Origin of the sequence: Modicisalibacter radicis, from assembly GCF_900961225.1 — a bacterium.
Lineage (GTDB): Bacteria > Pseudomonadota > Gammaproteobacteria > Pseudomonadales > Halomonadaceae > Modicisalibacter.
The window spans coordinates 108,408-122,148 of record NZ_CAAHFN010000076.1 but is presented as its reverse complement, the minus strand read 5'-3'; the positions used below and the strand labels follow the sequence as shown (position 1 = coordinate 122,148).

Annotated in this window: 13 protein-coding genes; 2 read left to right on the top strand and 11 right to left on the bottom strand. The window is 64.9% G+C overall.

Translation table 11 applies throughout. The annotated features are described in order from the left end of the window. The first annotated feature begins 177 nt into the window (after nt 1–177). Entirely contained in the window at nt 178–1,317 is a 1,140-nt protein-coding gene (locus HR9077_RS14540) for a site-specific integrase (protein ID WP_136067711.1), read from the top strand. A gap of 67 nt (nt 1,318–1,384) precedes the next feature. Then, nucleotides 1,385–1,804, top strand: coding sequence for a SufE family protein (locus tag HR9077_RS14535; protein ID WP_136067710.1), 420 nt, complete (start codon nt 1,385–1,387; stop codon nt 1,802–1,804). A gap of 28 nt (nt 1,805–1,832) precedes the next feature. Here HR9077_RS14535 and yidD read toward each other — a convergent pair whose 3' ends face one another. The 11 genes from yidD to ectA all read right to left on the bottom strand — a co-directional run bounded on the left by yidD (nt 1,833) and on the right by ectA (nt 13,616). Then, a complete protein-coding gene (yidD, locus tag HR9077_RS14530) occupies nt 1,833–2,120 on the bottom strand; it encodes a membrane protein insertion efficiency factor YidD (protein WP_136067709.1) in 288 nt (95 codons plus the stop codon). A 5-nt stretch (nt 2,121–2,125) separates the two neighbouring features. Further along, nucleotides 2,126–2,569 carry a phosphoribosyl-AMP cyclohydrolase gene (hisI, locus tag HR9077_RS14525; RefSeq protein WP_210725932.1) on the bottom strand — a complete coding sequence of 148 codons (444 nt, stop codon included), beginning with the start codon at nt 2,567–2,569 and terminating at the stop codon, nt 2,126–2,128. A gap of 25 nt (nt 2,570–2,594) precedes the next feature. Further along, the gene (locus tag HR9077_RS14520) at nt 2,595–3,047 is read right to left on the bottom strand and encodes a transcriptional repressor (RefSeq protein ID WP_136067708.1); all 453 of its coding nucleotides are present in this window, start codon (nt 3,045–3,047) and stop codon (nt 2,595–2,597) included. Nucleotides 3,048–3,080: 33 nt separating this feature from the next. Continuing rightward, a complete protein-coding gene (locus tag HR9077_RS14515) occupies nt 3,081–4,088 on the bottom strand; it encodes an alpha-L-glutamate ligase-like protein (RefSeq protein WP_136067707.1) in 1,008 nt (335 codons plus the stop codon). A gap of 3 nt (nt 4,089–4,091) precedes the next feature. Beyond that, nucleotides 4,092–5,600 carry an inactive transglutaminase family protein gene (locus HR9077_RS14510; protein ID WP_136067706.1) on the bottom strand — a complete coding sequence of 503 codons (1,509 nt, stop codon included), beginning with the start codon at nt 5,598–5,600 and terminating at the stop codon, nt 4,092–4,094. Nucleotides 5,601–5,609: 9 nt separating this feature from the next. Beyond that, nucleotides 5,610–6,467, bottom strand: coding sequence for an ATP-dependent zinc protease family protein (locus tag HR9077_RS14505; RefSeq protein WP_136067705.1), 858 nt, complete (start codon nt 6,465–6,467; stop codon nt 5,610–5,612). Between the two features lie 134 nt (nt 6,468–6,601). Beyond that, nucleotides 6,602–9,667, bottom strand: a complete 3,066-nt coding sequence (locus tag HR9077_RS14500; protein WP_136067704.1) for an efflux RND transporter permease subunit — start codon at nt 9,665–9,667, stop codon at nt 6,602–6,604. Further along, nucleotides 9,667–10,818, bottom strand: a complete 1,152-nt coding sequence (locus HR9077_RS14495) for an efflux RND transporter periplasmic adaptor subunit (protein ID WP_136067703.1) — start codon at nt 10,816–10,818, stop codon at nt 9,667–9,669. Before HR9077_RS14495 ends, HR9077_RS14500 begins: the two co-directional genes overlap by 1 nt. A 345-nt stretch (nt 10,819–11,163) precedes the next feature. Beyond that, complete coding sequence (locus HR9077_RS14490) at nt 11,164–11,559, bottom strand: ectoine synthase (RefSeq protein ID WP_136067702.1); 396 nt, start codon at nt 11,557–11,559, stop codon at nt 11,164–11,166. 99 nt (nt 11,560–11,658) lie between these two features. Continuing rightward, complete coding sequence (ectB, locus tag HR9077_RS14485; RefSeq protein WP_136067701.1) at nt 11,659–12,924, bottom strand: diaminobutyrate--2-oxoglutarate transaminase; 1,266 nt, start codon at nt 12,922–12,924, stop codon at nt 11,659–11,661. A 113-nt stretch (nt 12,925–13,037) separates the two neighbouring features. Continuing rightward, nucleotides 13,038–13,616, bottom strand: a complete 579-nt coding sequence (ectA, locus tag HR9077_RS14480) for a diaminobutyrate acetyltransferase (protein WP_136067700.1) — start codon at nt 13,614–13,616, stop codon at nt 13,038–13,040. Nucleotides 13,617–13,741: the final 125 nt, after the last annotated feature.

The window sequence follows — 13,741 nt, the reverse complement described above, 5'->3', positions numbered from 1 at the left end:
TACGTAATATCCATAATATCTTACGAAAAGACGATTAATTCATGATTACGCGCATTATCTTGATAAAGCGATCGCTGCACGCGACAATCGACTCAGGCACACCGGAACAGGGCGGGCGCAGTGAGGGATGCCACGACAGGGGCCCGGCACGGGTCGGAAAGCGGGGCGGCTGGTGCAGTGAAGGAAGCGTTTCAGGTCGCCCGGGGCGAGGTTGCCGGCCGCCGCGCCGGAGTGGTCGAGGGGGCGTCGCGCATTCGTGCAGACAGCGATGGCCAGGCCATCGCCCAGTGGCTGGCCGAATTCAGCGCATCGCCGCAGACCTGGCGGACCTATCGCAAGGAGGCCGAGCGGCTGATGCTGTGGTCGATGGAAAGGAGGCTCGGCCTCGCCGAGATCGATCGGGAACACCTTCAGCACTTCGAGGCCTTCCTTTCCGACCCCCAGCCGCGGGAACGGTGGGTCGGCCCGCCGCGGGCGCGCAACCATCCGCAGTGGCGTCCGTTCCGGCGGCCGCTGTCGGCCGCCAGTCGCCGCCAGAGCCTGACCATTCTGCAAGGGCTGTTCGCCTGGCTGGTGGAGGCCGGTTGGGTCGAGCACAATCCGTTCCGGTTGATGCGCGACAAGCGCCGGCGTCTCGACAATCGCCAGGCGCCGGTCGAGCGCTATCTCGAGCGGCCACTCTGGGAGTGGTTCTGGGGCTGGCTCAATCGACCGCCGGCGGAGGCGGCAACGCCGCGTCGGGCTTATCTCCACCGGCGCCGGCGGCTGATCTTCGGCTTCGCCTACCTGCTGGCCCCACGTATCAGTGAAATGGCTGCGGCGCGGATGGGCGATTTCAGCTACCGGGAGGGGCGGTGGTGGTGGCGGGTGACGGGCAAGGGCGCGCGAACGGAGCGTATCCCGGTACCCGCCGACATGATCGCGCTGCTCGGCGAGTGGCGCGAGGGCCTGGGGCTGCCGGCGCAGCCCGGGCCGGACGACCGGACGCCGGTGATCCGGGCGCTGGATGGCCGGCGAGCGGTCGGCGACAACCAGCTCTACAGACTGATCAAGGCCACCTTCGCCGAAGCGGCTGCGGCGATCGACGCCGACAGCCCCGGCGGTGGCGCCCGGCATCTGAGTCGGCAACTGGCCCGGGCAACGCCTCACTGGTTGCGGCACACCGCGCTGACCCATCAGGCCCAGGCCGGGGTGGAGCTGCGCTATCTGGCCATGACCGCGCGTCATTCGCGGCTCGATACCACCGCGCGCTACCTGCACGCCGAGGCTGACGAGTGGCAGCGCCAGGTAGCCGCACACCGGCTGGGCGAGGCATGAGCGCCGAGGCGGACGTCACCCGGGCTGACGCGTTACAATCAGGGTCATGACCGATCGAGGAGACACCATGAGCGCTCAACAAGCCCAGGCCGAACTGATCGAGGAGTTCGGCCTGTTCGACAACTGGATGGATCGCTATCAATACATCATCGACATGGGCAAGCAGCTTCCGGCGTTTCCGGAGGAGCGCAAGACACCGGAAACCAAGATTCAGGGCTGTCAGTCGAACGTGTGGATTCACCATGAGAGTCGCGACGGCGTCGTGCATTTCGAGGCGACCTCCGATGCCGCCATCGTCTCGGGGCTGATCGCCGTGCTGATGCGCATCTACAACGATCGCCCGGCCAGCGAGATCGTCGCGACCCAACCGACGTTTCTCGAGGAGCTGGGGCTCGACAAGCACTTGTCACCGACGCGTTCGAACGGCCTGCACGCGATGCTCAAGCGCATCTATGCCCTGGCCGAGCAGCAGTCGGTTACCGGTTGAACCGCGTTCGCGGGGCGAGAAGGGGCCGTCAGCGAGAGGAGGGCGGCGGCCGATCTGACGAAGCGTTGCCGCAGTCGTCGCACGCCGGCACCGGGTCGATGCCGCCGGCATGCCAGGGGTGGCATTTGGCGATGCGCTTGAGGGCCAGCCAGCCGCCGCGCGCCGGACCGTGCAGGCGCAAGGCCTCGATCGCATAGTTCGAGCAGCTCGGCCAGAAGCGACAGCGCGGACCGAGCAGGGGGCTGATCAGATACTGGTAAACCTTGAGCAGGCCCACCAGCAGCACGGTCAGGATTCTTCGTAGCAGGCGTGCCATTCGCGTCACCGCGCGTTGCCATACAGCGTGGCCGGATCCACCAACGGCTCGGCGTCGACCTCGCCGCCGCTGTCATCGAGCGCGACATAGAAGCAGCTGCGCCGGCCGGTATGGCAGGCGGGGCCGCGCTGATCGACGCCGAGCAGCAGGGCATCTCCGTCGCAATCCAGCCGCGCGTTCACGAGATGCTGCACCTGGCCCGAGGACTCGCCCTTGCGCCACAGCCTGGCGCGCGAGCGCGACCAGTAACAGACCCGCCCGCTGGTCAGGGTTTCCTCGAGGGCCCGGCGGTTCATCCAGGCCATCATCAATACTTCGCCGCTGTCGTGTTGCTGGGCGATCGCCGGGACCAGGCCGTCGCCATTCCAGTGCACGGCATCGAGGAGCTCGCCGATGGCCAGGCGTTCGCCACGCGGGGCGGATTCCAGGGACTTGAACAATTCGCTCATGAGCTTCCGTGACGGGGTGCGGGTTTCAGGGCGGGGTTGACGCCGACTGGCAAGCATCGCAGGTGCCCAGCAGCTCGATGGTCTGACGGTCGACGCGAAACCCGAGCTGGGCGGCACGCTGGCTGAGTTGCGCGCTGACTTCGTCCAGGTGCAGCTCCTCGACCCGGCCACAGGCGCGACAGATCAGCAGCTGAAAGCCGTGGCGATGCTCGGGACACGGGCAGGCGACGTAGGCGTTGAGCGATTCGATGCGATGCACCAGCCCCTGTTCGATCAGGAAGTCGAGCGCACGATAGACCGTCGGCGGCCTGGCTGCGGCATGCTCCGCGGCCAGGATGTCGAGCAGGTCGTAGGCCTTGAGCCCGCCGGGCGAGGCGGAGATCATTTCCAGAACGCGCCGGCGAATCGGCGTGAAGCGCACGCCTCGCTGGTGGCACTGGCGCTCGGCCTGTTGTGTCAGGGTCTGGGTATCGGGCATCTACTGCGCATCAGGAACCGTGGGTCATTCATTCTACGCGTCTGAACGATGAGCGACCAGACGCGTTCGCGGGGCGTCCCCGGGGCCGGGCTGCAACTCGCCGGCACGGGCGAAGTGATGCCGGGCAAAGGCCACGCGTTCGGCGACGCCGACCCCCGGTGTCTGACGCTCGATCAGGTCGAGACGGGGCCGCAGGCCTTCGCCGTTGGTCATCTGGATCGCCAGGCCGGGGCGGGCATTGAGCTCGAGCAGCATCGGTCCGTTGTGGCGATCGAGCACCATGTCAGTCCCCAGGTAGCCGAGTCCGGTCATCTCGTAGCAGCTGGCCGCAAGGCGCAGCAGCACCTCCCAATCGGGGACGTGCAGGCTGGCCAGTTCATGGCCGGTGTCCGGGTGGTCGCTGCGCGGTCGGTCGAATTGCACACCACGCAGGGCATGGCCCGAGGCGATATCCAGCCCCACGCCCACCGCGCCCTGATGGAGGTTGGCCTTGCCATCCGAGGCCGCCGTCGACAGTCGCATCATGGCCATGACCGGATAGCCCTGGAAGACGATTACCCGGATGTCGGGCACCCCCTCGTAGGTGTAGGCGGCCAGCGTCTCGTCGAAGGCGATCAACGACTCGACCAGTGCGACGTCCGGCGTGCCGCCCAGCGAATACAGGCCCGAGAGAATATTCGAGACATGGCGCTGCAGGTCCTCGTGCTGCAAGCGATGGCCGCTGGGCTTCACATAGCCTTCGCCGTCGTGATGCTCGATCACCAGGATCCCCTTGCCGCCGCTGCCCTTGGCCGGCTTGATCACGAAGCCCGGATGGGCCTCGACCATGGCGCCGATCCGCTTGACGTCGAACTGGGTGGCGATGGTCCCGATCAGCGCGGGCGTGGTGATGCCGTGTTGCGTGGCGAGCAGCTTGGTCTTGAGCTTGTCGTCGACCAGCGGATAAAGGCGCCGGTCGTTGTAACGACCGATGTAGCGGATGTTGCGCCGATTCATGCCGATGATGCCCTTGGCTTTCAACCTGCCGGGAGAGGCCCACATCGCTCAGTCCTCCGTGACCGGCTTGAACCGGCGCAGTTCGAGCAGCCGGTAGCCGGTATAATTGCCGAGCATCAGGATCAGCGCCATCAGGATCAGCTGAACGCCCAGGAAGTTGAAGGTGATATGGCGGATCCACGGATTGTTCATCGCCAGGTAGGCGAGCACCGCGGTCAGCAGACTGCCACCGCCCTGGATCAGCACCTCCTTGGGACCTTCCTCCTCCCACAGGATCGACATGCGCTCGATGGTCCAGCTGAGGATGATCATCGGGAAGAAAGTGATCGTCAGCCCGGCGTTCAGGCCCATCCGGTAAGCCACCACCGAGAACAGCGAAATGATCGCGATCACGGTGATGATCACCGCCGACACCCGCGCCACCAGCAGCAGGTTGAGATGCGACAGGTAACTGCGGATGACCAGCCCCACCGCGACGATCAGCAGAAAGCCCACCAGCCCGGTGAACAGTGAAGTCTGGATGAAGGCCAAAGCGATCAGTACCGGCATGAAGGTACCGGATGTCTTGAGGCCGACCAGCACCCGCAGCAGGACGACCACCAGGGCGCCGATGGGGATCAGCAGGATGGTCTTGAACAACGACTGCTCTTCGAGCGGCAGGCTATGGATCGAGAAGTTGAGCAGGGTGTCCCCGGCCAGCTGATTGCGGACCGCCACGGAGGCGGGCTCGTTGTGACGAATCATCGAGAAGGTCACCTGCGAACGGCTGCCGCCCTGGACCTCAAGCACCGCCTGGTCGCTGGCTTCCCACAGCAGCAGGTTGTCGGGGCGGCCCTGTTCGCCGGTTTCGGGATTGATCAGTACCCATTCGCCGTTTTCGTCGAAGACCTGCAGCCAGGCGCTCAGGCTCTGCCGGCGGCGGCCGTCCTCGAGCATCAGGGCATTGACCTTGCGCGTCGCGATGCCCGCCTGGTCGAGCAGGCGTACCAGCAGGGTGGCGCGGTCGAACTGGGTCAGCAGCAGCCGGGCGTTCTCTTCCTGCTGATCGCCGCTGAAATGGCCCACCAGTTGGCGGGAGAAGGTGAAGGCATCGGCCGAGCGTTGCCAGGCGCGATCGATGATCGCTTGCGCCGCGGTGTCGTACGGGCGTTCCCAGGCGATGTCCTGCCTCGCCGGCGGTCGACTGGTCGGCGGCGGCGCGGCATCGGGGGCGACCAGCATCTGCACCGAATAGTAGAGCTGCTGGGCGCCGGCGGCCTGGCGAATCGACCACTGGGCGCGCCGGCCGGTGGGCTCGTCGAGGTAGGACAGGCCGTACCCCGACGAGGCGGTGTTCTCGGTCAGAACGCGAAAGCCGCGCTGGTGGGTGGGCAGCGCCAGGCTGGCCTTGACCGGATCGCCATCGGCGACGAAATTGACCTGCGCTTCGACCTCCCAGATATGCCGCTGTTCGCCGGGCGACCAGGGCACATCCAGGGCCATGTGTCGGTACAGGGTGACCACGATGCCGATCAGCAGCAGCGTGCCGACCAGCAGATAGAAAGGCACACGGGACATGCGGATTCCTTATTCGTCTTCTTCGACTTCTTCGTCTTCGCCGCCATCGGGCATTTCGTCGGCACCGGCCTGGGCGGCAGGTTCGCCGCCGGGAAACTCGGGACGCGGATGCAGATAGCTTTGCGCGACGTCGATCACCGCTATGTCCATCATGAAACGGCGCCCCAAGAGGACCGGGTAACTCAAGTGGGTGCGATCGTTGAGGGTAAATTCGACATGTTGCTTGATCGGGCCTAGCGACATCATCAGGCTGATCACCGGTCGGCTCTCCTCGCCCGAGGCCTGAATGATGCGCACCCGGCGCACGACCTCGGCCTCGATCCAGCGATCACGGGCCGCCTCTACGGCCACCGCGTCGTCGTCGAGAGCGAGCTTGAAGCGCACCCAATCCTCACCGTCGCGCTCGAATTCGGTGATCTCGCGGGCCGAGATCGAACCGGTATTGGCGCCGGTATCGAGACGCGCCTTGAGATAGGTGCCCACTCCGGGCAGGCCCACCCATTCGTTGCGGCCGAGCACTTCCTTGTTGTCGAGCGAGTCGTCGACGTTGGTGGGGCAGTCAGGCACCTCGACTTGCGATTCGCGCTGCAGCCCTTGGACTTCTTCTTGAAGGTTGCGCAACTGGCCCGCGATTCCGTGGACGCCGCTAGTGAGCGACTCCAGATGCAGGGTGCGCTCATTGCGCTCGAGCCGCTGGGTGTCGCAGCGTGCCTCGATGGAGCGCTCCAGCGCGTTCAGACGCGAGTCGAACTGACTATGGGTCAATAACGGCGCGAAGCGGTTGTCTTGCGGCGGCGGTTGCAGGGCGCAGCCGCCGATGGCGACCAGACCGGCGAGCACCGCCAGTCGCGTCAGGCGATTGGGCATTGCATCGATTTCCTTGGCATTCTTGGCGCTCGGCAGGCATCGGCGAGCGACGCCGAGCCCGGGCGGAGGCGTAAACGTCGCACGATGATAAGGAGCGAGCCCCGCGCTGTCCACGCGGGGTCGACAGGATCCGCTCAGTGGCCGGGTTGTGCCGCGTGGCCGGCATCGCGGCTCGCGTTGTGATCGCGGGCCAGCAGAATGTAGAAGGCCGGCAGGACGAACAGCGTGAACAGCGTCCCGATGCCCAGGCCGGAGGCGATGGTCAGGCCGATGTCGAAGCGACTGACGGCGCCCGCGCCAGTGGCGATCAGCAGCGGCACCATGGCGACGATCAGCGCCACCGAGGTCATGATGATCGGCCGCAGACGAATCGTCGCCGCCTCGATCACCGCCTGGCGCCTGTCGAGGCCTCGCTCGTGCTGCAGCGTGTTGGCGAACTCGACGATCAGGATGCCGTTCTTGGCGACGACCCCGATCAACGTGATCAATCCGACCTGGGTATAGATGTTGACCGTCGATACACCGAGCGTGATGAAGGTCATCGCGCCGGCCACCGACATCGGTACCGAAACCAGGATGATCAGCGGGTCGCGCCAGCTTTCGAACTGCGCGGCAAGCACCAGGTAGATCACCAGCAGCGACAGGAAGAAGGTCAGGATCAGCGCGCTGCCCTGGTTCATCAGCTGCCGCGAGGTGCCGGTGTAATCCACCGAATAGTTCGCCGTGAGCGTTTCGGCCGCACTCTGGTTGAGCCAGGCCAGGGCATCGCCCAGCGCCACGCCGGGACGCGGCACGCCCTCCAGCGTCACGGCGTTGAGCTGCTGGAACTGGGTGCGCTTGGAGGGCTCTACGCCGCGCTCGAAGCTGACCAGGCTGGAGAGCGGCACCTGCTGTCCCGAATCGGCGGCGATGTAGTAATTGTCGATCATCGAGGTATCGAGCCGGTAGGCCTGTTCGACCTGAGGGATCACCTTGTAGCTGCGGCCCTCCATGCTGAAGCGATTGACGAAGCCTTCGCCGAGCAGTGTGGCCAGCGACTGGCCGACGTCGGCCATGGTCAGTCCCAGGTCGGCGACGCGGTCGCGATCGATATGGATGTCGGTCACCGGCCGGTCGAGGTTGATCGACTTGCGCAGGAAGGCGAAGTTGCCGCTCGCCATGGCCTTGCCGAGCAGCTCGTCGGCGGTGGCGTTGAGCTCCTCGAAACTGTTGGCGGTGGTCAGCACGAACTGGATCGGCAAGCCGCCGCTCGAGCCGGGCAGGGCGGGCGGCGCGAAGGCCGCGGTCTGCAGGCCGGTCACCTGGCCCAGCGCCGCCTGCAGGTGCGGCATGACCTCCATCTGCGAAATGTCGCGCTCGCTCCAGGGCTTCATCTTGAAACCGCCGAACACCGTGTCGGCACTGGTACCGCCGAGGATCATGAAGGTTTCGTCGTAGCCGTCGATCCGTTCGGCGCCGGCCTGTATGTCGTTGGCGAAACGCTTGAGGTACTCCAGCGTGGCGGTCTGCGGCGCCGTCCCCTGGAAGAAGATGATGCCCTGATCCTCGGTCGGTGCCAGTTCGTTCTGGCTGGTGACGAACATGAAGTAGATCGATACCAGCACCACCACGGCGAATGCCACCAGCACCGAGACCGTCTGCAGCGCCCGCGACAGCAGCGAACGGTAGCCATTGGCCAGGCCGTTGAACGTGGCTTCGACGCCCCGCTCGAAGCGCGACGGATTGCCATGGGGCTTGAGCACCTTGCCGGCCAGCATCGGCGAGAGGGTGAGGGCGATGATCCCCGAGATCACCACCGCGCCGGCCAGGGTGAAGGCGAATTCGGTGAACAGCGAACCGACCAGCCCCCCCATGAAGCCGATCGGCGCATAGACGGCGACCAGCGTGGTGGTCATGGCGATGATCGGCGTGGCCATCTCCCGGGCACCGTTCAGGGCGGCCTCGAACTTGCCTTCGCCGGCCTCGATATGACGATGGACGTTCTCGACGATGATGATCGCGTCGTCGACCACCAGGCCGATCGCCAGCACCATCGACAGCAGGGTCAGCAGATTGAGCGAGAAGCCCATCAGCAGCATCACGAAGGCGGCCCCGATCAATGACAGCGGGACCGCCACGGCGGGCACCAGCGCCGCCCGAAACGAGCCCAGCGACAGGAAGATCACCACCAGCACGATGACCAGCGCCTCGAGCAGCGTCTTGACCACCTCGTTGATCGAATCCTCGATGAACTCGGAGGCGTCGTAGGGCAGCACCACGTCGAGCCCGGTGGGCAGCTGGTTGCGGATCTCCGGCAGCGTTTCGCGCACGGCCCGCGCCACGTCCAGCGGGTTGGCGCCCGGCGCCTGTTCGATGGCCATGAAACTCGCCGGCGTGCCGTTGTACCAGGCGGTACTGTCATAGCTTTCCGCGCCCAGCTCGGTGCGCGCGATGTCGCGCAGCCGCACCAGATCGCCGTCGTCGTTGCGCACCACCAGATCCTCGAACTGCTCGGGGTCGCTGATGTCGGTGTCGGCGGTCAGGTTGACGGCCACGAACTCGCTGCGCGTCTTGCCGACGCCGGCCTGGTAATTGTTGTTCTCGAGAACCGCGACGACCTGTTGCGGGGTGACGTCGAGCGCCGCCATGCGCTGGGGGTCGAGCCAGATGCGCATGGCGAACCCCTGACCGTAGATGCGCGCCTTGGCGACGCCGGGCAGGGCCTGCAGCTTGGGCTGCACGACGCGGGTCAGATAGTCGGTGATCTGCGGCACCGGCATCTCGCCGGAATAGAATGCCAGGTACATCAGTGCCGTCGAGTCGCCGGTGGAGGATTCGATGACCGGACTTTCCGCGGCTTGGGGCAGCACGCTGCGCTGACTCGCCACCTTGGCCTGGACTTCGGCCAGGGCGGCATTGGCGTCGTAGTTGAGTGTCATGTGCACCTCGATGGTCGAGGCGCCCTGGATGCTCTGGGAATTGATGTAGTCGATGCCGTCGGCCTCGGCGATGGCCTGCTGCAACGGGGTGGTCACGAACCCTTGCACCAGTTCGGAACTGGCACCGGGATAGGACGTGGTCACCGTGATCACGGTGCTTTCCAGCTGCGGATACTGGCGCACTTCCATGTCCATCGCCGCGCGCAGACCCATCAACAGGATCAACAGACTGACCACGGTGGCCAGCACCGGCCGATGAACGAAGATGTCGGTGAACTTCATCAGCCCTGGGCCTCCGCGTCCGACGCCTCGGCATCAGCGGCCGGGGCGTCGCCGTCCGGGTTTCCCGCCGCGTTCGAGCCGTCCTTGACCTTGATCGGCTGGCCGTCGCGCAGCCGCAACTGGCCGGTGGCGACGACACGGTCACCGGGGGCGAGCCCATCGACGATCTCTACCTGGTCGCCACGCAGGCGACCGATGCTGACCTGGGTGCGCTGGGCGATCGTCTGGCCCTGATCGTTCTCGGCGATCCTGAAGACGTAGTCGCCATAGGTATTGAAGGCGAGGGCGGTGCGCGGCAGCGTCGGTACATTGACGGTATCCGGGGCCAGGGTGCGCACGTCGGCGAACATCCCCGGACGCAGCAGGCGCTCGGCATTGCTGAGCTTGGCGCGGACGTCCAGCGTGCGGCTGCTTTCATCGACGGTCGGTGCCACGGCCTCGATCTCGCCGTCAAAGACCCGCTCGGGAAAGGCCGCCACGCGAACCTCGACCTGGCGACCGGCCTGGACCCGGTCGAGCTGCTTTTCGGCCACGCTGTAGTCGACGTAGATGGGATCGAGCATGTTGAGTTCGACGATCGGCGTGCCTACGGCAATGTACTCGCCTTGATCGACCTGGCGCAGCCCGACCACGCCATCGAACGGCGCGCGGATGGTCTTCTTGTTGAGCTGTGCCTGCTGTTGTGCGACATCGGCCCGGGCGGCCTGGTAGTTGGCCTGGGCCTCGTCGTATTGCGATTGCGAGATGGCGTTGCGCGGCAACAGGTCGGAATAGCGCCGGAACGTCTCGTTGGCCAGGCGGGCCTGGGCTTCCAGGGCGGCCAATGCGGCCTGATCGACGCTATCCTCGAGCCTGATCAGGATATCGCCACGGGAAACCCGCTGACCGGACTCGAAGGCGATCTCGCTGACCACGCCGGCGACTTCGTTGGAGACCGCCACGCCGTTGATCGCCCGCAGCGAGCCGACCGACTTGATCTCCGGGCGCCAGGCTTCGGCGGTCAGGGTGACGCTGTCGACCGGCGTGGGTGGCTGGGCCTGGGACATCTGTTCGCCCATCTTCTGCATCTGCAGGAATTTCCAGCCAAAGATCCCTCCCAGAATCGCGGCCAGCAACACCAGGACGACGGTCATGCGTACGGCGGTTTTCATGCGCGGTATTCCCGAATTCTTTTTAACGGCCAGCGCGGAGCCACGCTGACGGGTAACCGCGTATCATGCAAGTAAGGTACGCTGAAATCCAGTCGTCGTAGGTCGCGACTATCAACGCAGTTGCGTCATCTGGGGCGCCGGAGGGATTGGAGACGGGGGTGGACGACTTGCGCGATGTGCGCCGAGACATTCAATTTAACATAATATATATTATGCGAACCAATGGCCTCATCTAGTGTCCTATCGCGGCGTCATGCGACCCGTGAACGCAAAACGGCCCCGCCTGGCGGAGCCGCTGAATGTGCATGACGTTTCACGTCATCGCCGCATGCTTTCGGATTGGTTTCAGAGCTCTTCGGAGGGCGCGTAGGAACCATCGGGGCGGTGGTCTTCCTTGCCGGTCAGGCCCGGGGTGAAGACACAGGCCAGCACCAGCGTCTCGGACGCGCGGAGCATGTGGTCGTCATGCTGGTCGAGAATGTAGATGTCACCCGGGCCGATCGGCCAGAGCTTGCCATCGGCGAGCGTCTCGACTTCACCCTTGCCTTCGATGCAATAAACCGCCTCGAAGTGATGCTTGTAATGGATGTGGGTCTCGGTGCCGCCGAAGATCCGGGTGATGTGGAACGAACAGTTGCCGCCATCGTCGGCGAGAGACAGGCGCGTGCTGTCCCAGTTGCCATTCGCCGCGGTAACCAGCCGGTCGGTCTGGCGCGCTTCCTCGAGGTTGCGAACGATCATTGAGTGATCTCCTGTTTTCGTGACAAGCCGACTGAGTCGACGGATGACTGAGCCACCCGACGCGATCCGCTGTGATCGGCGTCGAGTGGCTCCAGCATATCAGCTGAAGGCCTGGCGGGTACTGGCTTCCAGGATATCGAGGCCTTCGAGCAGGTCCTCGTCGGTAATCGTCAAGGGGCACAGGCACTTCACCACTTCGCCGTCCTGACCGCTGGTTTCGATGATCAGGCCGTTCTCGAATGCCTGGTGGGTGATCTTGTCGGCGATGTCGCCGCTACCCACGTCGATACCGCGCATCAGGCCCCGGCCACGCTCGGTGGCTTCGATGCCCTGCTCGCCCAGCCAGGCGGCGATCTTCTGGAAGCGCTCTTCGACGATCCGGCCCTTGCGCTGGACGTCGCGCTCGAAGGTATCGTCGCTCCAGTACTTGCGCATGGCGGCGGCGGCGGTGGTGAAGGCCAGGTTGAAGCCGCGGAACGTGCCGTTGTACTGGCCGGGCTTCCACTTGTCGAGTTCGGGGCGCATCAGCACGTGTGCGAACGGCAGACCGTAGCCGGACAGCGATTTGGAATTGGTGACGATATCGGGTTTGATGTCGGCGTGCTCGAAGCTGAAGAACTTGCCGGTACGCCCGCAGCCCGCCTGGATGTCGTCGATGATCAGCAGGATGTCATTGGCCCGGCAGATCCCTTCCAGACGCTTGAGCCAGTCGAGGCCGGCAACATTGATGCCGCCCTCGCCCTGCACCGTCTCGACGATCACGCCGGCCGGTGTGTCGAGCCCGCCGGACTTGTCGCCCAGCAGTTTCTCGAAATAGTCCAGTGTATCGGTCGCCTCGCCCATGTAACCGTCATACGGCAGGAAGGAAGCGCCCTGCGTGGGAATCCCGCCGGTCGCTTCGCGGAACTTGCGGTTGCCGGTGGTGGCCAGCGCGCCCATGGTCACGCCGTGGAAGCCGTTGGTGAAGGTGACGATGTTGTGGCGGCCCTTGGCCACGCGGGCCAGGCGGATCGCCGCCTCGACGGCATTGGTGCCGGTCGGCCCCGGCAGGTGAACCTTGTAGTCGAGTCCGCGGGGCTTGAGGATCACTTCCTCGAGGGCTTCGAGGTAGTCACGCTTGGCCGCGGTCCAGAAGTCCAGGCCGTGGACGATGCCGTCGGACGCCAGGTAGTCGATCAGGGCCTGCTTGATGTGGGGGTTGTTGTGGCCGTAGTTGAGGGTGCCGGCGCCGGCCAGGAAATCGATGTACTCTCGGCCGCTCTCGTCGGTCAGGCGAGCGTTCTGCGCCTTGGTGAAGACGACCGGAAAAGAGCGCGAATAGGTCCTGACTTCCGATTCCATGCGTTCGAGAATCTGTGTCTGCATTACGACCTCCGGGTCGATATGAAAGTAGCAAGAGAGTGACGTGTGATGACATGACGCCTGGACGCAAGGCGTCGAAAGGGACATGGCACGTAGCCACGGGCATGCGGCTCGAATCAGATCCGCTCGGGATCGAAGGGGCCGATGCGTACCAGGTTTTCCGGGTCGTGCTCGCCACCGAGCTGGTCGGTGGAAAAGTATTCGCGACTGTTCAGTGGCGCCTGCCAACGGTCGGCGAGTCGCTTGAAGAGCCCCCAGGACGCCTGGTTGTCCGGCGTGATGGTGGTTTCCATGTGCCGAACCTGGGCCATCTGCGGGCGGTGCATCACGGCCTCGACCAGACGCCGGGCGAGGCCGGTACCGCGGGCCTTTTCGCCGACGGCGACTTGCCACAGGAAATAGGTGTCCGGCGCGTTGCGCTTGGGATAGCCCGAGACGAAGCCAACCACTTCGCCCTCCTCGTCGGTGGCGACGGCGCAACTGTCACGAAACTGGGTCGCCAGCAGCAGGTAGGCGTAGGCGGAGTTGACGTCGAGCGGCGGGCAGGACTTGACGAGCTCGTAGATGGCCCAGCCATCGTCGGTGGTGGGTTTGCGGATGAACAACGGGTTGTGCTCATGACCCACTATGGCATCCGCGACGCTGGGCTTCGCCAGGTCGGCCGAGGGGATGAAGGGCTGCGTTGTCATGTTCATGAGGTCGGGTTCGCCGTTGCGAATTTGTGGTGAACTTTAACAGGCACTTAGGGATAAATCAAAAAAACGGTTATCGCTCCGAGCGTGCTCCATAAGGGTTGGTTATGCATGGAGCGAGTCGCCCT

Excerpts from the sequence above, each read along its gene's own strand:
- ectA (WP_136067700.1), bottom strand. The coding sequence starts at position 13,616 with ATGAACATGACAACGCAGCCCTTCATCCCCTCGGCCGACCTGGCGAAG.
- ectB (WP_136067701.1), bottom strand. The coding sequence starts at position 12,924 with ATGCAGACACAGATTCTCGAACGCATGGAATCGGAAGTCAGGACCTAT.
- HR9077_RS14535 (WP_136067710.1), top strand. The coding sequence starts at position 1,385 with ATGAGCGCTCAACAAGCCCAGGCCGAACTGATCGAGGAGTTCGGCCTG.
- HR9077_RS14505 (WP_136067705.1), bottom strand. The coding sequence starts at position 6,467 with ATGCCCAATCGCCTGACGCGACTGGCGGTGCTCGCCGGTCTGGTCGCC.
- HR9077_RS14515 (WP_136067707.1), bottom strand. The coding sequence starts at position 4,088 with ATGTGGGCCTCTCCCGGCAGGTTGAAAGCCAAGGGCATCATCGGCATG.
- HR9077_RS14520 (WP_136067708.1), bottom strand. The coding sequence starts at position 3,047 with ATGCCCGATACCCAGACCCTGACACAACAGGCCGAGCGCCAGTGCCAC.
- HR9077_RS14490 (WP_136067702.1), bottom strand. The coding sequence starts at position 11,559 with ATGATCGTTCGCAACCTCGAGGAAGCGCGCCAGACCGACCGGCTGGTT.
- yidD (WP_136067709.1), bottom strand. The coding sequence starts at position 2,120 with ATGGCACGCCTGCTACGAAGAATCCTGACCGTGCTGCTGGTGGGCCTG.
- HR9077_RS14510 (WP_136067706.1), bottom strand. The coding sequence starts at position 5,600 with ATGTCCCGTGTGCCTTTCTATCTGCTGGTCGGCACGCTGCTGCTGATC.
- hisI (WP_210725932.1), bottom strand. The coding sequence starts at position 2,569 with ATGAGCGAATTGTTCAAGTCCCTGGAATCCGCCCCGCGTGGCGAACGC.
- HR9077_RS14500 (WP_136067704.1), bottom strand. The coding sequence starts at position 9,667 with ATGAAGTTCACCGACATCTTCGTTCATCGGCCGGTGCTGGCCACCGTG.
- HR9077_RS14495 (WP_136067703.1), bottom strand. The coding sequence starts at position 10,818 with ATGAAAACCGCCGTACGCATGACCGTCGTCCTGGTGTTGCTGGCCGCG.